Source organism: Bacillus sp. NTK034, assembly GCF_017303275.1.
In the GTDB taxonomy this organism is placed as follows: Bacteria; Bacillota; Bacilli; order Bacillales; family Cytobacillaceae; genus Cytobacillus.
The window spans coordinates 30,951-50,728 of record NZ_JAFKOJ010000015.1; the positions used below are offsets into that span (position 1 = coordinate 30,951).

A 19,778-nucleotide genomic window follows, 5' to 3' on the forward strand; every position below is an offset into this window, starting at 1 on the left:
TTGGCAAGTTCGTTCTTTTTCTTCGGTCAGAGTGCCAAGTTGCACTATGATCAAAAAAGTGTCGTGCTATTAGGTTACCAGCGCACATACATATTTGTTATTCCGGCTTTTCCAGAAATACAACTCTGCGCTCAGCGCTAAAAGACAAAAAAACAGATGGGTCGTCACCCATCTGTTTTTAATAATTGAGATTACTCTTGGATTGTAGCAACTACGCCAGCGCCTACAGTACGTCCACCCTCACGGATAGAGAACTTAGTACCTTCTTCGATAGCGATTGGAGCGATTAGTTCTACAGTCATTTCGATGTTATCTCCAGGCATAACCATTTCTACGCCTTCAGGAAGATTACAGATACCAGTTACATCAGTTGTACGGAAGTAGAACTGAGGACGGTAGTTTGTGAAGAATGGAGTGTGACGTCCACCTTCTTCTTTTGAAAGAACGTATACTTCAGCTTTGAACTTAGTGTGTGGAGTGATTGAACCTGGCTTAGCAAGTACTTGTCCACGTTGGATATCTTCACGTGCTACACCACGAAGTAGGGCACCAATATTGTCTCCAGCTTCTGCATAGTCAAGAAGCTTACGGAACATTTCTACACCAGTTACAGTTGTTGATTTTGGCTCTTCAGCAAGACCGATGATTTCAATAACGTCACCGACTTTAACTTGTCCACGCTCAACACGTCCTGTAGCAACAGTACCACGGCCAGTGATTGAGAATACGTCCTCAACAGGCATCATGAATGGCTTGTCAGTGTCACGAGTTGGAGTTGGGATGTACTCATCAACAGCAGCCATAAGCTCTTCGATTTTAGCTTCCCACTCAGGCTCTCCTTCAAGTGCTTTAAGAGCAGAACCTTTAACAACTGGGATATCATCGCCAGGGAATTCATACTCAGAAAGAAGATCGCGAACTTCCATTTCAACTAGCTCTAGAAGCTCTTCGTCATCAACCATGTCACACTTGTTCATGAATACAACAAGGAATGGAACACCAACCTGACGAGAAAGTAGGATGTGCTCACGAGTTTGTGGCATTGGGCCGTCAGCAGCAGAAACAACTAGGATTCCGCCGTCCATTTGAGCAGCACCAGTGATCATGTTCTTAACATAGTCAGCGTGACCTGGGCAGTCAACGTGTGCATAGTGACGGCTTTCAGTCTCATACTCAACGTGTGCAGTTGAGATTGTGATTCCACGCTCGCGCTCTTCAGGAGCCGCGTCGATTTGATCGTATCCGCGTGCTTCACCGCCGCCCTTCTTAGAAAGAACTGTTGTGATAGCTGCAGTTAAAGTAGTTTTACCATGGTCAACGTGTCCGATAGTACCGATGTTAACATGGGGTTTTGAACGGTCAAATTTAGCTTTTGCCATTTGAAAAATCCTCCTTTAGATTATAAAAGTTAAGTATTTTATGCTGCGGAGAGGTTTCCCTTCCCACAGCGCGTTTTGCCTACAATAGTAGTTATACTTTATTAAAAAGGTAAAATCAATTATTCACCTTTATTTTTTTTAATGATTTCTTCAGAAATTGATTTTGGTACTTCTTCATAGTGGTCGAAGTGCATTGAGAATGTACCGCGGCCTTGCGTATTAGAACGCAATGCAGTTGCGTAGCCAAACATTTCTGAAAGTGGAACCATTGCACGAACTACTTGAGCGTTACCGCGTGCTTCCATACCTTCAACGCGTCCACGGCGTGATGTAACATCACCCATGATATCACCCATGTATTCTTCAGGGATTACTACTTCAACTTTCATAACCGGCTCAAGAATTACAGGATTACATTTTGACGCAGCATTTTTAAGTGCCATAGAGGCAGCAATTTTAAATGCCATTTCAGAAGAGTCGACATCATGGTAAGAACCATCAAATAGTCTAGCTTTGATATCTACTAATGGGAATCCAGCAAGTACTCCTCTGTCGAGAGCATCTTCAAGACCAGCTTGAACTGCAGGGATGTATTCACGCGGAACAACACCACCGACAATGCCGTTTTCGAATTCGAAGCCTTTACCTTCTTCATTTGGAGCAAATTCGATCCATACATGACCGAATTGTCCGCGTCCACCGGATTGACGGGCAAATTTACCTTCAACCTGGGCTGAAGAACGGAAAGTTTCGCGGTATGCAACCTGAGGTGCACCTACGTTTGCTTCCACTTTAAATTCACGTCTCATACGGTCAACTAGAATATCAAGGTGAAGCTCACCCATACCGGCGATAATAACCTGTCCAGTTTCCTGGTCAGTATGTGCGCGGAATGTAGGATCTTCTTCTTGAAGTTTTTGCAGAGCAGTAGTCATTTTATCTTGGTCAGCCTTAGATTTCGGCTCGATAGATAATGAGATAACTGGTTCTGGGAACTCCATAGACTCAAGAATAACAAGATTCTTTTCATCACATAGTGTATCTCCAGTACTAGTATCTTTAAGACCAACAGCTGCTGCAATATCTCCAGCGTGAACTACTGAAATCTCTTCACGAGAGTTAGCGTGCATTTGCAGGATACGACCTACACGCTCACGCTTCCCTTTAGTAGAGTTCTGTACATAAGAACCTGAGTTCAATGTACCAGAGTAAACACGGAAGAATGTAAGTTTACCGACGTAAGGGTCAGTCATAACTTTAAACGCAAGAGCTGAGAAAGGTGCATCATCGCTAGAAGGACGTGTAACCTCTTCTTCCGAATCAGGAAGTGTACCTTTAATAGCTGGTACATCCAATGGAGAAGGAAGATAATCGATTACTGCATCCAGCATCTTTTGAACACCTTTATTTTTGAAAGCAGACCCACAGATTACAGGATAGAACTCAACGTTTACTGTACCTTGACGAATAGCTGCTTTTAGCTCTTCGTTAGTGATTTCTTCACCGCCAAGGTATTTCTCCATTAATTCTTCATCAAGTTCAGCAACCGCTTCAATTAACTTTTCACGGTATTCTTCAGCTTGATCCATGTATTCTTCTGGGATATCACGCTCTTCGATATCAGTACCAAGGTCGTTACCGTAGAACGTAGCTTTCATTGTGATAAGATCGATGATGCCTTCGAACTGATCTTCAGCACCGATTGGTAATTGGATTGCTGCTGCATTAGCTTGAAGACGATCATGAAGAGTCTTCAATGAGTACAAGAAGTCAGCACCGATTTTATCCATTTTGTTTACGAATACCACACGTGGTACTCCGTAAGTAGTAGCCTGGCGCCAAACTGTTTCAGTTTGAGGCTCAACGCCTGATTGTGCATCCAGTACAGCAACCGCACCATCAAGAACACGAAGTGAACGCTCAACTTCAACTGTGAAGTCTACGTGTCCAGGAGTGTCAATGATGTTTACGCGGTGGCCTTTCCACTGTGCAGTTGTCGCAGCAGAAGTGATTGTGATTCCACGCTCTTGCTCCTGCTCCATCCAGTCCATCTGTGAAGCACCTTCGTGTGTTTCACCGATTTTGTGGATACGGCCAGTGTAGTAAAGTACACGCTCAGTTGTTGTTGTTTTACCGGCATCAATGTGAGCCATGATACCGATATTGCGAGTATTTTCTAAGGAGAACTCTCTAGCCATTGGGTCTTTCTCCTTCCTAGTATGAGTGTTATTTTAGTTATGCTGTATATCTTACCAGCGGTAGTGAGCAAACGCTTTGTTCGCTTCTGCCATTTTGTGTGTATCTTCACGCTTCTTAACAGATGCACCAGTGTTGTTAGCTGCATCAAGGATTTCGTTAGCTAAACGCTCTTCCATTGTCTTTTCTCCGCGAAGACGCGCATAGTTTACTAACCAGCGAAGACCAAGAGTAGTACGGCGGTCAGGACGCACCTCAACTGGTACTTGGTAGTTAGCTCCACCTACACGGCGTGCTCTTACTTCAAGTACAGGCATGATGTTTTTAAGCGCCTGATCGAAAACTTCCATTGGCTCTTTGCCAGTGCGCTCGCTGATGATATCGAACGCAGAGTAAAGAATAGCTTGAGATTTACCTCTCTTACCATCGATCATCATTTTGTTGATCAGACGGCTAACTAGCTTTGAGTTGTAAATCGGATCCGGCAATACGTCTCTTTTTGCTACAGGACCTTTACGTGGCATGGATTGTTCCTCCTTTCAAAGATGGTTGTCTATTAATTAGAATTATTTTTTAGCTGCTTTTGGACGCTTAGCACCGTATTTAGAACGGCCTTGCATACGGTTGTTAACACCAGCAGTATCTAAAGCGCCGCGCACGATGTGGTAACGCACACCCGGTAAGTCTTTTACACGTCCTCCACGGATAAGAACAACACTGTGCTCTTGAAGGTTGTGTCCGATACCAGGAATGTAAGCATTAACCTCGATACCGTTTGTTAAACGAACACGAGCATATTTACGTAATGCAGAGTTCGGTTTCTTAGGAGTCATTGTACCAACACGAGTACAAACACCACGCTTTTGAGGTGAAGCTACGTTTGTTTGAGCTTTCTTGAAGCTATTGTAGCCTTTGTTAAGAGCTGGTGAATTTGACTTCTCTGACTTAGTTTGACGAGGCTTGCGCACTAATTGGTTAATAGTAGGCATTTGATTTTTCCTCCCTTCGAATTTGTTTAAGCCCACACATCCAGGTGGTTCATTTTGATGCAAAAACAAAGTTCTTGCAGATACCAATCTACAAAAACAGTTTTTAAAAAGATATGGCAACAGCTGCTGCCCCAACTTCGATTCCGCATGCTTTACCGAGCTTTTTCATCGATTCCACATACACAATCGGAACGTTCATCTCATTCGCTGTACTAACCACTTTAGCTGTAACCCTAGGATCAGCATCACTGGCGACTACGACTTCATCGATGGTTCCCAGTTTAAGAGCTTTGACTGTTTGCTTTGTTCCTACAATAAAACTTTTTGCCTGCAATACTTTATCATAAGACATTTACGACATCCTCCAAAGTATCCGGTGAATAGGAGCACCTTTGCTATAGTACCATCTTCATTTTTCGATGTCAACAAGCAAAATGATTTTTATTTCTTTTATTCACTTTAAAATGCGGTACTTGCTGGTAAATAAGCAAGCACCGCAATGAATACATTATTCTACAGTAACAGTATCTTCGGCAGTTTCCTCGTTTGTATAAGGCTCTGCCCTTCTGTATCGCTGCATACCTGTTCCGGCTGGGACAAGTTTACCAATAATTACATTTTCTTTCAGGCCAAGAAGCTCATCACGCTTGCCTTTAATCGCTGCATCGGTAAGAACTCTTGTCGTCTCCTGGAAGGATGCTGCTGATAAGAATGAATCTGTTTCAAGAGATGCTTTTGTGATACCAAGCAGAACCGGACGTCCTGTTGCAGGCATTTTTCCAGCAAGAAGGGCTTTCTCATTGGCATCTGTAAATTGATGGATATCAAGCAGAGTACCTGGAAGTACATCTGTTTCTGCTGCATCAATTACACGCACTTTGCGAAGCATCTGGCGGACCATTACCTCGATGTGCTTATCGCCAATTTCAACACCCTGCATGCGGTATACCTTCTGAACTTCACGCAGCAAGTATTCTTGAACAGCTGTTACATCTTTCACCTTAATTAACTCTTTAGGGTCAATTGAACCTTCAGTTAGTTCCTGTCCACGCACTACTTCGTCGTTTACAGCTACTTTTAAGCGGGCTGTATATGGTGCTGTATAAGTCTTGGACTCCACTTCACCCTGAACAACAATTTCATGCTGACGGTCGCGGCCTTCATTGATGCCAACTACCACACCATCAATTTCTGAAATGACTGCCTGACCTTTAGGGTTACGCGCTTCAAAAATTTCCTGGATACGAGGTAAACCTTGAGTGATATCGTCTCCTGCTACCCCACCGGTATGGAAAGTACGCATAGTTAACTGTGTACCTGGTTCACCGATAGACTGGGCAGCAATGATACCTACTGCTTCACCAACTTCCACTTCTTGACCAGTAGCTAAGTTACGGCCGTAGCATTTCTTACATACACCATGACGAGTGTTACAAGTGAATGCAGAACGGATCCACACTTCTTCAATGCCGGATGAGACAATCTCAGTGGCGATATCTTCAGTGATCAGGCCGTTTTCAGGTACAATCACTTCTTTTGTTTCAGGGTGCTTGATATTTCTTCTTGCATATCGGCCAATCAGACGCTCTTCCAGCGCTTCAATGACTTCAGTGCCATCCTTAAGGGATGCTATCAGCAATCCGCGGTCAGTTCCGCAATCATCATCACGAACAATGACATCCTGCGCAACGTCAACAAGGCGGCGAGTCAGGTAACCTGAGTCAGCCGTTTTAAGAGCTGTATCAGCAAGACCTTTACGGGCACCGTGTGTAGAAATAAAGTACTCGAGTACAGTTAAGCCTTCACGGAAACTTGATTTAATCGGTAATTCAATGATCCGTCCAGCCGGGTTGGCCATGAGTCCGCGCATACCAGCTAACTGAGTGAAGTTGGACGCGTTACCACGGGCACCGGAGTCACTCATCATGAAGATTGGGTTGGATTTATCCAATGACTTCATCAATTTTGCCTGGATATTATCTTTCGCTGCACTCCAGATTGAAATAACACGATCATAACGCTCGTCTTCGGTAATAAGACCGCGTCGGAACTGTTTCATGACATTATCAACCTTGCCCTGTGCTTCCTGGATAATTTCCTGCTTCTCCCTTAATACCACGATATCAGCAACGCCGACTGTGATACCGGCTTTTGTGGAGTGCCTGAATCCAAGATTTTTCATGCGGTCAAGCATTTTGGACGTTTCAGTGATTTTGAAGCGTTTAAAGACTTCCGCAATAATGTTTCCAAGGATTTTTTTCTTAAACGGATCTACAAGAGGCATTTCCTTGATAACAGCAGCTACATCAGTAGCAGGCTCTACAAAATATTTCGCAGGAGTTTCAATCTCAAGGTTTTCTTTTGTAGGCTCGTTAATGAACGGGAATGTCTCAGGCAGAATTTCGTTGAAAATAAGCTTACCAACCGTAGTTAATAAAAGCTTTTTATTTTGTTCTTCAGTAAATGTCTGATTATTTAAGGATCCAGCATGGACAGCTACTCTTGTATGCAAGTGCACATAGCCGTTCTGATAGGCAAGCAGTGCTTCGCTTGTATCTTTAAAAATCATGCCTTCGCCAACAGCGTTCGCTCTTTCAAGGGTCAGGTAGTAGTTACCTAATACCATATCCTGTGAAGGAGTAACAACTGGCTTACCGTCTTTCGGATTCAGAATGTTCTGTGCTGCAAGCATCAGCAAGCGGGCTTCTGCCTGTGCTTCTGCTGAAAGCGGCACGTGAACAGCCATTTGGTCACCGTCAAAGTCTGCGTTGTAAGCAGTACATACAAGCGGGTGAAGACGAATAGCGCGTCCTTCAACTAAAGTCGGTTCGAATGCCTGAATTCCGAGTCTGTGAAGAGTTGGGGCACGGTTAAGCAATACAGGGTGCTCTTTAATAACACTCTCAAGAACATCCCAAACTTCCGGCTGCACTCTTTCGATCTTGCGTTTTGCAGACTTGATGTTGTGAGCTAAGCCCTTTTCCACCAATTCCTTCATAACGAATGGCTTGAATAATTCCAATGCCATTTCTTTTGGAAGTCCGCACTGGTACATTTTTAAGTTTGGTCCTACGACGATAACCGAACGGCCGGAATAGTCAACACGCTTACCAAGCAAGTTTTGGCGGAAACGGCCCTGTTTCCCTTTAAGCATATGTGACAGGGATTTTAATGGACGGTTTCCTGGTCCTGTTACCGGTCTCCCGCGGCGGCCGTTATCGATTAGCGCATCTACAGCTTCCTGAAGCATACGCTTTTCGTTTTGAACAATAATGCTTGGAGCACCAAGGTCCAATAAACGCTTTAAGCGGTTGTTGCGGTTGATTACACGGCGGTACAGATCATTCAAGTCGGAAGTCGCAAAACGTCCGCCGTCCAGCTGTACCATCGGGCGAAGCTCTGGAGGAATAACCGGAAGAACATCCAGAATCATCCAAGATGGTTCATTTCCGGAGCCCCGGAAAGCTTCAAGGACTTCCAGGCGCTTGATGGCACGAGTGCGTCGCTGGCCCTGGGCAGTTTTCAGTTCCTCTTTAAGGGTATCTACTTCTTTATTGAGGTCTATGTCAGAAAGAAGTTTCTTAATGGATTCAGCACCCATGGATGCCTGGAACTTGTTTCCGTACTTTTCGCGGTATGCACGGTATTCTTTTTCAGAAAGCAGCTGCTTCTTTTCAAGAGCCGTATCGCCTGGATCCGTTACAACATAAGAAGCGAAGTAAATAACTTCCTCAAGTGCACGCGGAGACATGTCCAGCACAAGACCCATACGGCTTGGGATGCCTTTGAAGTACCAAATGTGGGATACAGGGGCTGCAAGTTCAATGTGGCCCATTCTTTCACGGCGCACTTTTGCACGTGTTACTTCAACGCCGCATCGATCACAGACAACGCCTTTGTATCGAACACGCTTATACTTTCCGCAGTGACATTCCCAGTCTTTCGTCGGTCCGAAAATGCGTTCGCAGAATAGACCGTCCTTTTCAGGTTTTAATGTACGATAGTTGATCGTTTCAGGCTTCTTAACCTCACCATGTGACCAAGAGCGTATCTTATCCGGTGAAGCAAGACCTATTTTCATATACTCGAAATTGTTTACATCTAGCAAGGGGCCTACCTCCCTTTTGATCTCCGGGTTTTACCCTTATTGCTCAAACAGCAAAAGTGCCAATAATATCCCCAGCAGCCTCCGCCATTTGGCGGAGCGCCCAGGGATTAAGGAATTTATATTAAATTATTCTTTCGTAACTGCTTGCTCTTCGTTTTGCGTTTCCGGAGCGATTGTCAATGATTCAGCCTGCTGAACATCATCTTCGTCTTCCAGATCGCGCATTTCAATTTCTTCTTCATCGCCAGAAAGGATCTTAACATCCATACCTAAACTTTGAAGTTCTTTGATTAGTACCTTGAATGACTCCGGCACGCCTGGTTCAGGAACATTCTCGCCTTTGACGATTGATTCATAAGTCTTAACACGTCCAACGACGTCATCGGACTTAACCGTTAAGATTTCCTGAAGTGTATAGGCAGCACCATATGCTTCAAGTGCCCAAACCTCCATCTCACCGAAACGCTGTCCGCCGAACTGAGCTTTACCGCCCAATGGCTGCTGCGTAACAAGAGAATAAGGTCCTGTTGAACGGGCATGGAGCTTATCGTCAACCATGTGCGCCAGTTTGATCATATACATGACACCAACTGAGACACGGTTGTCAAACGGCTCGCCTGAACGTCCATCATAAAGAACAGTTTTTGCATCGCGCGCCATGCCTGCTTCTTCGATCGTTGCCCACACATCTTCCTCACGGGCACCATCGAATACAGGAGATGCTACGTGAATGCCCAGTGCTCTGGCAGCCATACCAAGGTGAAGCTCAAGCACCTGTCCGATGTTCATACGAGATGGAACCCCAAGAGGGTTTAACATGATGTCTACTGGAGTGCCATCCGGCAGGTAAGGCATATCTTCTTCCGGTAAAATACGGGAGATAACACCTTTGTTGCCGTGGCGTCCGGCCATCTTGTCCCCTTCAGAGATTTTACGCTTCTGAACGATATATACACGTACAAGCTGGTTTACACCTGGAGGAAGTTCATCTCCGTCTTCCCTGTTAAACACTTTAACATCCAGTACGATACCGCCTCCGCCGTGTGGAACACGAAGGGAAGTATCGCGGACTTCACGTGCTTTTTCACCAAAGATTGCGTGCAATAGCCTTTCTTCAGCCGTCAGTTCCGTTACCCCTTTAGGAGTCACTTTACCAACAAGAAGGTCGCCATCTTTTACTTCCGCACCTGTGCGGATAATTCCGCGTTCGTCCAGATTGCGCAGTGCATCTTCCCCAACGTTAGGGATATCTCTTGTGATCTCTTCAGGTCCAAGCTTTGTATCGCGTGATTCTGATTCATATTCTTCAATATGGATAGATGTATAAACATCATCTTTTACAAGGCGCTCACTCATAATGATCGCATCCTCGTAGTTATATCCATCCCATGTCATGAACGCCACAAGAACATTGCGTCCAAGCGCCAGTTCACCAAGTTCCATAGAAGGTCCGTCAGCAAGGATTTCTCCTTTTGTTACACGGTTGCCTACAGCAACGATTGGGCGCTGGTTGTAGCAAGTTCCCTGGTTGGAACGGATGAACTTAAGCATTCTGTATTTATCAAGATCGCCTTTAACTTCCTGGCCATCCACGTTTTGAATGCGGCGAACCCAAACTTCGCGCGCTTCTACATGCTCAACAATTCCCTCATGCTTACAGATGACTGCAGCACCTGAGTCTTTACCTGATACATATTCCATACCAGTACCAACTCTTGGCGCTTCCGGCTGCATCAAAGGCACAGCCTGACGCTGCATGTTCGCTCCCATTAGGGCACGGTTGGAGTCATCGTTTTCCAGGAATGGAATACATGCCGTCGCAGCAGAAACTACCTGTTTAGGCGATACATCCATGTAGTCAACACGGTCGCGTTTCACAACTGTGTTTTCCCCTTTGAAACGGGCTACTACTTCTTCGTCAAGGAATGAACCATCGTCACCAAGAAGTGCATTCGCCTGGGCCACTACATAGTTATCCTCTTCATCAGCTGTCAGATAGTCGATGCGCGATGTAACTTTCCCTGTTTCAGGGTCAATTCGGCGATATGGTGTTTCGATAAATCCGAAACGGTTTACCTTCGCAAATGAAGATAGGGAGTTAATCAAACCGATGTTTGGTCCCTCCGGCGTTTCAATCGGACACATACGCCCATAGTGAGAGTAGTGAACGTCACGTACTTCGAAGCCTGCACGTTCACGTGTCAGACCACCTGGTCCTAACGCAGAAAGACGGCGTTTATGTGTCAGCTCAGCAAGCGGATTTGTCTGGTCCATGAACTGGGACAACTGTGAGCTTCCAAAGAACTCTTTAATTGACGCAATAACAGGGCGGATATTAATCAGCTGCTGAGGTGTAATGGTATTTGTATCCTGGATGGACATTCTCTCGCGGACCACTCGCTCCATACGGGAAAGACCGATACGGAACTGGTTCTGCAATAGTTCTCCGACTGAACGAAGACGTCTGTTTCCAAGATGGTCGATATCATCTGTATCTCCTACAGAATGCAGAAGGTTAAAGAAATAACTGATTGATGCAATGATGTCAGAAGGTGAAATGTTTTTCACTGCTTCTTCAACGTAGGCATTGCCGATTACATTGATGACTTTTTCGCCATCTTCATTAGGCGCGTAAATCTTAATAGACTGAAGCAAGACTTCATCATCTACTACTCCGCCCAAAAGGCTTACGGTTTTAAAGCCGATATCCTTCTCAAGGTTAGGAATGATCCGGTCTAATGTGCGGCGGTCAAGCGTAACGCCTTTTTCCGCAATGATTTCGCCAGTTTCTGGATCCACAAGCGTTTCAGCCAGTTTTTGACCGAACAGGCGATTTTTGATATGAAGCTTCTTATTGATCTTATAGCGTCCAACATTCGCCAGGTCATAGCGCTTTGGATCAAAAAATCTTGAGACAAGCAAGCTTTTCGCATTTTCGACCGTTGGCGGTTCGCCCGGACGAAGGCGCTCATAAATTTCAAGTAGCGCTTTCTCTGTACTTTCAGTATTATCTTTTTCAAGAGTGTTGCGAATGTACTCGTTGTCTCCAATCAAATCGATGATCTCTTGATCAGAGCCGAACCCAAGTGCACGCAAAAGAACCGTAACGGGCAGTTTCCGAGTACGATCTATTCTGACGTATACGACGTCTTTGGCATCTGTTTCATACTCAAGCCATGCGCCGCGGTTCGGGATTACGGTTGCTGTAAAGCCTTTTTTCCCGTTTTTATCAAGCTTTCCACTGAAATATACGCTCGGTGAACGTACTAACTGGGATACAATGACACGCTCCGCTCCGTTAATAACGAACGTACCTGTCTCTGTCATAAGCGGGAAGTCACCCATAAAGACATCCTGGTCTTTAACTTCGCCTGTTTCTTTGTTTACAAGACGCACTTTCACACGTAAAGGTGCAGAATATGTAACATCTCGTTCTTTCGATTCCTCAACGGAATATTTTGGTTCGCCAAGGCTGTAATCAATAAATTCAAGCGACAAATTACCAGTAAAGTCTTCAATCGGAGAAATATCATGGAACATTTCTCGTAAACCCTCATCAAGAAACCATTGATAAGAAGAGGTTTGGATTTCGATTAGATTTGGTAATTCTAAAACTTCACTGATCCGTGCGTAACTTCTACGTTGGCGGTGTCGTCCATACTGAACTAGTTGACCTGTCAACTGATTCACCCCTCAAATCAAGCGTTATTGTTGCTAATAGCAATTTATATCATCTTATAAGAAAAGCTAGAGAGCGCCTGCCTATCGGCGACAAGCTTTAGACCCGAAACCGATGGCGCAAAGAGCAGCCGGCGAACCGGCTTAGAAGCTGGACTTTTCCCGAAAAAGTGCAGGGACATTAGCCAAACCTCCATTCTTATAAGACAAAAAGAAAAAGGGTTTTTACTTCAAAAACCACATTTTCACAATACGACTATTATTTTGTTAGCATTCCCATTAAAACCAAATTTATACAACTATTAGATAAATTTAGTTATAAATAGAAATATAATATGTTGGCATTTTACAATACTATCATAGCAAAAAAGTCAAGTCAATCTTTTTTTGCTCTTAAAATAAAATAGCCTTTTTTCTTTTCTGCCGTCTCCACTTCGCCGAATAACTCTGTCAGCTTATCGATGGCAGAAGGCGCACCCTGCTTTTTCTGGATGACAACCCATAGCTCTCCTCCAGAAATCAGCGAATTAAAACTTTGTTCAAAAATATCATGAACAACCTTTTTCCCGGCACGGATTGGCGGGTTTGTCAGAATGGCAGCAAACTTATTGCCTTTTGTATTCTCAAGCCGGTCACTTTCATAGATTTGCACATTTTTAATGCCGTTCAGTTCAGCATTTTCCTTCGCAAGACCAAGCGCCCTCTCATTCACATCAATCATATGAACAGTCCGTTCAGGCATCATCTTTGCTGCAGTCAGCCCAATGGGCCCGTATCCGCAGCCGACATCAAGAATGTTTCCTTCAGCTTCCGGCTGTTTAAAAGTCTCAATTAATAATCTTGAACCGAAATCCACTTCACCTTTTGAAAAAACACCATTATCTGTTTTAAAGCGGAATGGATACTCCTTTAGAGTATAACTCCAAGTTTTAGGGCTGCTTTCAACTTTTTGCGTTTGGGAATAGTAGTGTTCAGACATGAAATCACCTCCAGGGAGAAATATATAAGAAGAAAATAGGAGAATCACATTTAAGTGGTTTCGAAGGAATTATATAGGATTGCCCGCTAAAAAGCAAAAAAGTTAAAGTTCTGATGTATATTTGATTTCAAAATAAAAAGCCCGCTTAAGCAGCGGGCTTTTCATAAATGATATTACTTAACTTCAACGCCAGCTCCAACTTCTTCAAGCTTAGCTTTAACTTCTTCAGCTTCTTCTTTAGAAACGCCTTCTTTAAGAGCTTTTGGAGTGTTGTCAACAAGTTCTTTTGCTTCTTTAAGTCCAAGACCTGTGATTTCACGTACCACTTTGATAACTTTGATTTTTTGGTCGCCTGCAGATGCAAGAACAACGTCAAATTCAGTTTTCTCAGCAGCAGCGTCTCCACCAGCAGCTCCGCCCATTACAGCTACAGGAGCAGCAGCAGTTACACCAAATTCTTCTTCAATTGCTTTTACTAAGTCGTTTAGTTCTAAAACAGTCATAGATTTAACTGCTTCAATGATTTGTTCTTTAGTCATGATAATGTTTCCTCCTTATTTGTGGTTTGAATCTATTAGTTTAACGCCAGAATTAACTTACGCGCCTTGTTCTTCTTTTTGATCTGCAACAGCTTTTGCAGCAAGAGCAAGATTGCGGATAGGTGCTTGAAGTACGCTGAGTAGCATAGACAGCAAGCCTTCACGTGATGGTAGTTCAGCAAGAGCTTTGACATCTTCTACTGAAGCGACATTTCCTTCGATTACACCCGCTTTAATTTCAAGTGCTTCATGCTTTTTCGCGAAATCGTTTAGGATTTTCGCTGGAGCAACTACATCTTCTGTGCTGAACGCGATTGCGTTAGGTCCAGTTAAAGCTTCGTTTAAACCGGAAAGTTCAGCAGCTTCAGCAGCACGGCGAGTCATTGAATTCTTGTATACTTTGAATTCTACGCCAGCTTCACGAAGCTGTTTACGAAGTTCAGTAACTTCAGCAACAGTAAGACCACGGTAGTCAACAACAACTGTTGATAAACTTGATTTAAGCTTATCAGCAATTTCTTCTACGATTTGTTTCTTTTGTTCGATAATGCTGCTCATCCTTACACCTCCTGTAGAATTTCTACATTCATACCGTCCAATAAAAAACCTCCACGACTTTGCAGACATGGAGGAAGTATACAATAGCAAGAAAAAGCAATTCTATCGTAATACCTCGGCAGGAAATTAAGCTGGTAAGCACCTGCTGTCTACGGCACAAATGTTATTATATTTTAACAACAAAATACATATTACAGCATGTATTTTAGAATGTCAATTGTTATTATTTTACTGCAACAGATGAAGGATCTACTTTTACGCCAGGTCCCATAGTAGAAGTAACAGAAACGTTCTTCATGTAAGTTCCTTTAGCAGCAGCAGGCTTCACTTTCATCATTGTATCGAAAATAGTGTTGAAGTTTTCAACAAGCTTTTCGTCTTCGAAAGATACTTTACCGATTGGCACGTGGATGTTTCCAGCTTTGTCAACACGGTATTCAACTTTACCTGCTTTGATTTCGTTAACTGCTTTTTGAACGTCAAAAGTAACTGTGCCAGTCTTAGGGTTTGGCATTAAGCCTTTAGGTCCTAATACACGGCCAAGTTTACCAACTTCACCCATCATGTCAGGTGTAGCAACGATTACATCAAAATCGAACCAGCCTTGGCTGATTTTGTTGATGTATTCAGAATCACCTACGAAATCTGCTCCAGCAGCTTCTGCTTCTTTCGCCTTTTCACCCTTAGCGAAAACAAGAACGCGCTGAGTTTTACCAGTTCCGTTTGGAAGAACAACTGCTCCGCGGATTTGCTGGTCAGCTTTCTTAGGGTCAACTCCTAGACGGAATGCTACCTCAACAGTTGCATCAAATTTTGCAAAATTAGTTTTCTTCGCAAGTTCAATTGCTTCAGCAATTGGGTAAGCTTTTGAAGAATCAACAAGCTTCGCAGCCTCTGCGTACTTCTTACCTTTTTTAGCCATTTTTATTTCCTCCTTGATTGTGGTTTTAGCGGAATAACCTCCCACGATTAAAAGCGGAGGCGCCTCGGTCGAAGGCGCCTGCGCTAGACAGAACAAAGGTTGCGAGTGAAACAAAATTCAGCGTCGCAACCTCATCCCTAAATCTGCTTCATGCATGTATCAGTCTTCGATAACGATACCCATGCTGCGTGCAGTACCTTCAACCATACGCATTGCAGCTTCTACACTTGCAGCGTTTAGATCAGGCATCTTTGTTTCAGCAATCTCGCGTACCTTGTCACGCTTGACTGTTGCTACTTTATTACGGTTTGGTTCACCAGAACCAGACTCGATTCCAGCCGCTTTCTTAAGAAGAACTGCAGCAGGAGGAGTTTTCGTAATAAATGTAAATGAACGGTCTTCAAAAACCGTGATTTCAACAGGAATGATTAAGCCAGCTTGTTCAGCTGTGCGAGCGTTAAATTCCTTACAGAATCCCATGATGTTAACACCTGCTTGACCTAGTGCCGGTCCTACTGGTGGTGCAGGGTTTGCTTTACCTGCAGGGATTTGCAGCTTTACAAGTTTGATTACTTTTTTAGCCACGAGACACACCTCCTTAAAGTCCGTGATGTGGTAATAGGGAAATTTCCCTCCCACTCAACTTATAGTCTTTATATTAAGATAAAGAACTTTTAACTATTGTCCAGTCTCTTTGACCGAGACATACTGACCTTTGAAATATTATCACTTTTCAAAGGCAATTTCAAGTTTTTTTACAAAGATATATAAAAGTACTTTCACAGCAGGCTGCTTCTTACAGTTTTTCAATCTGTGAAAAATCAAGTTCAACCGGAGTATCACGGCCAAACATGTTAACAAGCACTTTAATCTTCGCCTTATCTTTATCAATATCTTCAATGGTGCCTGTGAAGTTCGCAAACGGACCTTCTTTCACCTGAACTGTTTCGCCGATCTCAAAGTTGATATCAAAACGGGCTTCTTCAACACCCATGTGCTTAAGAATGTTCGTCACTTCTTCCGGCAAAAGCGGAGTCGGCTTTGAGCCTGAACCTGCTGAACCTACGAACCCAGTTACACCCGGAGTATTTCTTACTACATACCAGGAATCATCCGTCATCACGATTTCTACTAGTACATAACCAGGGAAGACTTTGCGCTTCACAACTTTTTTCTTGCCATTTTTCAATTCTGTTTCCTCTTCTTCCGGAACTACCACCCGGAAGATCTTATCTTGCATTCCCATCGATTCAACACGCTTCTCCAGATTGGCTTTGACTTTATTTTCATAGCCGGAGTACGTATGAACAACATACCAATTCTTTTCCATTTATGAGGACTTGTTCGTCCTTCCCTCCCTGTATTCAACAATTTATTATTTTTGACCAAATTAAAAAACCCGTTTCCGGGCTTTGCAAATGTTTCCTGTGTTATTCTCCATTATACCATGGAAACTCAGAGGTTATTCAAGAATTAAACGAATCAATTCAGAAATTCCCAGGTCAATCACTGCAAAAAACAGAGCGAAGAACGTAACTGTAGCAAGAACAGTAACAGTATAGTTTGTCAGCTCTTTGCGTTTAGGCCAGCTGACCTTTTTCATTTCCCGGCCAACTTCACGGAAAAAATTCACGATGCGCTGCATTTCGTAACCCCCAACTTTCAAGAGATATATCCTTTAACAAAAAGCGAAAGCGGCTTCAAAACCAGACCAATCTTCCTGTCTGCATAAAACGCTCTGGCTTCAGACTATTAAAAGAGCAAACTTCTTATCTATATAATCACTTTGTTTCTTTATGGATCGTATGAGCGCTGCATGCACTGCAGAACTTCTTCAGTTCCAGCCTTGCAGAATCATTTTTGCCTGCAGTGGAATAATTTCTGGAACCACATACAGAGCAAGCCAAAATTACCTTTTTAGTCATATTTCCACCTACTAAGTCACATTACGCCCTTAAAACTTTAACACGCACCCCAAAACATGTCAATAACTGCAAAAAAAGCAAGGTGTTGGGAAATTCTGTCTACAGGGAAAATTCACGCACTTCCAAATATCTTTCCAGCTTTCTCTTCACCCGCTGCAGGGCATTGTCAATCGATTTTACATGGCGGTTCAGTTCTTCGGAAATTTCCTGATAAGACTGCCCATCCAAATAAAGGGCAAGCACCTTTCGTTCAAGGTCACTCAGAAGCTCGGACATCTTCACTTCAATGTGATCAAATTCTTCCTGGTTGATAATCAGCTCTTCAGGATCCATTACCTTTGCCCCAGAGATTACATCCATAAGCGTCCTGTCCGATTCCTCATCATAAATAGGCTTGTCCAAAGATACATAAGAGTTCAGCGGAATATGCTTTTGGCGGGTCGCTGTCTTGATGGCGGTTATAATTTGCCTGGTGATGCACAGCTCGGCAAACGCTTTAAATGAGGACAGCTTGTCCTCTTTAAAATCGCGGATCGCCTTGTATAAGCCGATCATTCCCTCTTGTACAATATCTTCTTTATCTGCGCCAATCAAAAAATAGGATCTTGCTTTTGCCCGGACAAAATTGCGGTACTTATGAATCAGATAATCCAGCGCCTCACTCTCGCCCTTATGCACGAGCTCAACTATTTCTTCGTCCTCAAGCTGGATAAAGTCTATAAGATTTTCGTCGATTGTCTTGAAGTCAGCACTCACTAGGATCCCCCCGACCGTACAAGCATGGTTAGAAACATTATACAGCACGGTTTTTTCAAGCGTCAACCGCTCATTGGCCTCCTCTGCGCCATTTTTCAAAAATTTCTGCCACTTCATCACTGAGAGGTATCTTGGATACAGGCTTTTTCTGCTGAATTTTTTTTACTTTTTTTTCGATGCTGCTTTCAATCAAATTCATTTCATTGAGCAGCTCCCTTGCTGATTTTCTTAGGGCTCCCTGGCCAAATATAACCCATTGCTCTGTGAAATCGGAGGTTGCAACATGAACTTGGGTTTTAATATTGCTGAGATCGATAGCTAATTTTTCAATGCGTTCATCGGCCGTTTCATTATTTCTTGTAAAAATAACTTCAACCTTTGAATCCTTAAACTTTTTTTCCGTGCCCTTTACATAATGGGCATCAAACACGACAATCACTCTGTACCCGGAATATCCCTGGTACTCGGCCATTTTTTCAATCAGGCGGTCTCTGGCTGACGATAAATCCTTGTTTTTGAGCTCCCTGAGTTCTGGCCAAGCACCAATTATGTTGTATCCGTCAACAAGAAGGATGTCCATTTCTATCCCTCAAGCGGGTGCCGTTTCCGATAAACCTCATACATGAGCAGCGCAGCAGCAACTGATGCGTTAAGGGAAGTAACGTGTCCAGCCATCGGCAGGTTAATGAGGAAATCACATTTATCGCGAATCAGGCGGCCCATCCCTTTACCTTCGCTTCCAATTACAAGGCCTAAAGGCATCGTTCCATCCATCTGACGGAAATCTTGTTTCCCTTTTGCATCTGTACCGGCGATCCAGACGCCTCTTTCTTTTAATTCATCAATCGTTCTGGCCATATTGGTAACACGGACAACCGGGATATACTCGATCGCTCCTGTTGATGCTTTGGCTACTGTTGCCGTCAGCCCGACGGCTCTTCTCTTCGGAATAATGATCCCGTGTGCCCCGACTGCATCGGCCGTTCTCATGATGGACCCAAGATTATGCGGATCTTCTATTTCATCCAGCAGCAAGAAGAAAGCTGCTTCGTTTTTCTTTTCTGCGGCAGCAAACAAATCATCGATTTCTGCATATTGATAAGCAGCAACCTGTGCGATGACGCCCTGATGATTCCCCTCTGCCATCCCATCTATTTTTTTCTTGGGAACGAACTGGACCAGTACCCCGGCTGACTTCGCCAAACCGATTACCTGCTGCATCTGCCCGCTCTGCGAACCTTCTGCAATAAAAATCTTATTAATATCCCTCTCTGACTTTAATGCTTCAATAACGGGATTTTTACCGATGATAAAATCCTGGCTCATTTTGCCGCTCCTCCTTTCCTTTTCTCAACTAAATGTATGGATTCCAGAATCAGTTCTTCCATCCGCTCCTGTCTTTTTGACAAAAACAGATAGCCGATGAGAGATTCAAAAGCTGTGCTGTATCTGTATGTTTGGACATCTGTATTTTTCGGCACCGAACCGGACTTTGCGTTTCGTCCCCTGCGGACTACGGCCAGTTCTTCCTCCGTCAGCCGTTCAGAGTCAATTAATTCATGAATGATTAAGGACTGGGCTTTTGCAGAAACATACCGGGTTGCCTCCTTATGGAGAAAATGAGGCCGTACCCGTCCATTTTGAAGAAGATGGTGGCGTATGTAGGTTTCAAATACCGCATCCCCCATATACGCCAAGGCAAGACTATTCAATTGTTTTTCATCTACTGTGTTTTCATAGTGAAGCATT

The 19,778-nt window shown here is 43.7% G+C and carries 19 protein-coding genes and 1 other annotated feature; all 19 genes read right to left on the reverse strand.

What is annotated here, in order from left to right:
• Window positions 1-191 precede the first annotated feature (191 nt).
• On the reverse strand, window positions 192-1,379 hold the full coding sequence (gene tuf, locus JI665_RS26395; protein ID WP_206845692.1) for an elongation factor Tu: 1,188 nt from the start codon (window positions 1,377-1,379) through the stop codon (window positions 192-194).
• A gap of 119 nt (window positions 1,380-1,498) precedes the next feature.
• Entirely contained in the window at window positions 1,499-3,577 is a 2,079-nt protein-coding gene (fusA, locus tag JI665_RS26400) for an elongation factor G (RefSeq protein WP_206845693.1), read from the reverse strand.
• 51 nt (window positions 3,578-3,628) lie between these two features.
• Entirely contained in the window at window positions 3,629-4,099 is a 471-nt protein-coding gene (gene rpsG, locus JI665_RS26405) for a 30S ribosomal protein S7 (protein ID WP_009336565.1), read from the reverse strand.
• 42 nt (window positions 4,100-4,141) lie between these two features.
• On the reverse strand, window positions 4,142-4,564 hold the full coding sequence (rpsL, locus tag JI665_RS26410; RefSeq protein WP_009336562.1) for a 30S ribosomal protein S12: 423 nt from the start codon (window positions 4,562-4,564) through the stop codon (window positions 4,142-4,144).
• A 103-nt stretch (window positions 4,565-4,667) separates the two neighbouring features.
• The gene (locus tag JI665_RS26415; RefSeq protein ID WP_206845694.1) at window positions 4,668-4,916 is read right to left on the reverse strand and encodes a 50S ribosomal protein L7ae-like protein; all 249 of its coding nucleotides are present in this window, start codon (window positions 4,914-4,916) and stop codon (window positions 4,668-4,670) included.
• A 156-nt stretch (window positions 4,917-5,072) separates the two neighbouring features.
• Window positions 5,073-8,672 carry a DNA-directed RNA polymerase subunit beta' gene (gene rpoC / locus JI665_RS26420; protein ID WP_206845695.1) on the reverse strand — a complete coding sequence of 1,200 codons (3,600 nt, stop codon included), beginning with the start codon at window positions 8,670-8,672 and terminating at the stop codon, window positions 5,073-5,075.
• Window positions 8,673-8,798: 126 nt separating this feature from the next.
• Entirely contained in the window at window positions 8,799-12,353 is a 3,555-nt protein-coding gene (gene rpoB / locus JI665_RS26425) for a DNA-directed RNA polymerase subunit beta (protein ID WP_206845696.1), read from the reverse strand.
• A 373-nt stretch (window positions 12,354-12,726) separates the two neighbouring features.
• Window positions 12,727-13,329 (reverse strand): class I SAM-dependent methyltransferase, encoded by a 603-nt coding sequence (locus JI665_RS26430; protein WP_206845697.1) that lies wholly within the window; start codon window positions 13,327-13,329, stop codon window positions 12,727-12,729.
• A 173-nt stretch (window positions 13,330-13,502) separates the two neighbouring features.
• Window positions 13,503-13,868, reverse strand: a complete 366-nt coding sequence (gene rplL, locus JI665_RS26435; RefSeq protein ID WP_206845698.1) for a 50S ribosomal protein L7/L12 — start codon at window positions 13,866-13,868, stop codon at window positions 13,503-13,505.
• Window positions 13,869-13,925: 57 nt separating this feature from the next.
• A complete protein-coding gene (rplJ, locus tag JI665_RS26440; RefSeq protein ID WP_206845699.1) occupies window positions 13,926-14,426 on the reverse strand; it encodes a 50S ribosomal protein L10 in 501 nt (166 codons plus the stop codon).
• 33 nt (window positions 14,427-14,459) lie between these two features.
• Window positions 14,460-14,599 (reverse strand) — a sequence feature (ribosomal protein L10 leader region).
• Between the two features lie 50 nt (window positions 14,600-14,649).
• Complete coding sequence (rplA, locus tag JI665_RS26445; protein ID WP_113885250.1) at window positions 14,650-15,348, reverse strand: 50S ribosomal protein L1; 699 nt, start codon at window positions 15,346-15,348, stop codon at window positions 14,650-14,652.
• Window positions 15,349-15,507: 159 nt separating this feature from the next.
• On the reverse strand, window positions 15,508-15,933 hold the full coding sequence (gene rplK, locus JI665_RS26450) for a 50S ribosomal protein L11 (protein ID WP_009336545.1): 426 nt from the start codon (window positions 15,931-15,933) through the stop codon (window positions 15,508-15,510).
• A gap of 211 nt (window positions 15,934-16,144) precedes the next feature.
• Entirely contained in the window at window positions 16,145-16,678 is a 534-nt protein-coding gene (nusG, locus tag JI665_RS26455) for a transcription termination/antitermination protein NusG (protein ID WP_009336543.1), read from the reverse strand.
• 132 nt (window positions 16,679-16,810) lie between these two features.
• A complete protein-coding gene (gene secE / locus JI665_RS26460; protein WP_009336541.1) occupies window positions 16,811-16,993 on the reverse strand; it encodes a preprotein translocase subunit SecE in 183 nt (60 codons plus the stop codon).
• A gap of 136 nt (window positions 16,994-17,129) precedes the next feature.
• Window positions 17,130-17,273, reverse strand: coding sequence for a 50S ribosomal protein L33 (rpmG, locus tag JI665_RS26465; RefSeq protein ID WP_206845700.1), 144 nt, complete (start codon window positions 17,271-17,273; stop codon window positions 17,130-17,132).
• 99 nt (window positions 17,274-17,372) lie between these two features.
• Window positions 17,373-18,029: an RNA polymerase sporulation sigma factor SigH gene (gene sigH / locus JI665_RS26470; protein ID WP_009336536.1), complete on the reverse strand. Its 657-nt coding sequence runs from the start codon at window positions 18,027-18,029 to the stop codon at window positions 17,373-17,375.
• Window positions 18,030-18,099: 70 nt separating this feature from the next.
• Complete coding sequence (locus JI665_RS26475; protein WP_206845701.1) at window positions 18,100-18,609, reverse strand: NYN domain-containing protein; 510 nt, start codon at window positions 18,607-18,609, stop codon at window positions 18,100-18,102.
• Between the two features lie 2 nt (window positions 18,610-18,611).
• Window positions 18,612-19,355: a 23S rRNA (guanosine(2251)-2'-O)-methyltransferase RlmB gene (rlmB, locus tag JI665_RS26480; protein ID WP_009336532.1), complete on the reverse strand. Its 744-nt coding sequence runs from the start codon at window positions 19,353-19,355 to the stop codon at window positions 18,612-18,614.
• Window positions 19,352-19,777, reverse strand: coding sequence for a Mini-ribonuclease 3 (locus JI665_RS26485; RefSeq protein WP_206845702.1), 426 nt, complete (start codon window positions 19,775-19,777; stop codon window positions 19,352-19,354). Before JI665_RS26485 ends, rlmB begins: the two co-directional genes overlap by 4 nt.
• Between the last annotated feature and the right edge of the window lies 1 nt (window position 19,778).

What these genes read in the sequence shown, in the direction of transcription:
- tuf (WP_206845692.1), bottom strand. Translation starts at nt 1,379, where the DNA reads ATGGCAAAAGCTAAATTTGACCGTTCAAAACCCCATGTTAACATCGGT.
- fusA (WP_206845693.1), bottom strand. Translation starts at nt 3,577, where the DNA reads ATGGCTAGAGAGTTCTCCTTAGAAAATACTCGCAATATCGGTATCATG.
- rpsG (WP_009336565.1), bottom strand. Translation starts at nt 4,099, where the DNA reads ATGCCACGTAAAGGTCCTGTAGCAAAAAGAGACGTATTGCCGGATCCG.
- rpsL (WP_009336562.1), bottom strand. Translation starts at nt 4,564, where the DNA reads ATGCCTACTATTAACCAATTAGTGCGCAAGCCTCGTCAAACTAAGTCA.
- JI665_RS26415 (WP_206845694.1), bottom strand. Translation starts at nt 4,916, where the DNA reads ATGTCTTATGATAAAGTATTGCAGGCAAAAAGTTTTATTGTAGGAACA.
- JI665_RS26430 (WP_206845697.1), bottom strand. Translation starts at nt 13,329, where the DNA reads ATGTCTGAACACTACTATTCCCAAACGCAAAAAGTTGAAAGCAGCCCT.
- rplL (WP_206845698.1), bottom strand. Translation starts at nt 13,868, where the DNA reads ATGACTAAAGAACAAATCATTGAAGCAGTTAAATCTATGACTGTTTTA.
- rplJ (WP_206845699.1), bottom strand. Translation starts at nt 14,426, where the DNA reads ATGAGCAGCATTATCGAACAAAAGAAACAAATCGTAGAAGAAATTGCT.
- rplA (WP_113885250.1), bottom strand. Translation starts at nt 15,348, where the DNA reads ATGGCTAAAAAAGGTAAGAAGTACGCAGAGGCTGCGAAGCTTGTTGAT.
- nusG (WP_009336543.1), bottom strand. Translation starts at nt 16,678, where the DNA reads ATGGAAAAGAATTGGTATGTTGTTCATACGTACTCCGGCTATGAAAAT.
- secE (WP_009336541.1), bottom strand. Translation starts at nt 16,993, where the DNA reads ATGCAGCGCATCGTGAATTTTTTCCGTGAAGTTGGCCGGGAAATGAAA.
- rpmG (WP_206845700.1), bottom strand. Translation starts at nt 17,273, where the DNA reads ATGACTAAAAAGGTAATTTTGGCTTGCTCTGTATGTGGTTCCAGAAAT.
- JI665_RS26475 (WP_206845701.1), bottom strand. Translation starts at nt 18,609, where the DNA reads ATGGACATCCTTCTTGTTGACGGATACAACATAATTGGTGCTTGGCCA.
- rlmB (WP_009336532.1), bottom strand. Translation starts at nt 19,355, where the DNA reads ATGAGCCAGGATTTTATCATCGGTAAAAATCCCGTTATTGAAGCATTA.
- JI665_RS26485 (WP_206845702.1), bottom strand. Translation starts at nt 19,777, where the DNA reads ATGCTTCACTATGAAAACACAGTAGATGAAAAACAATTGAATAGTCTT.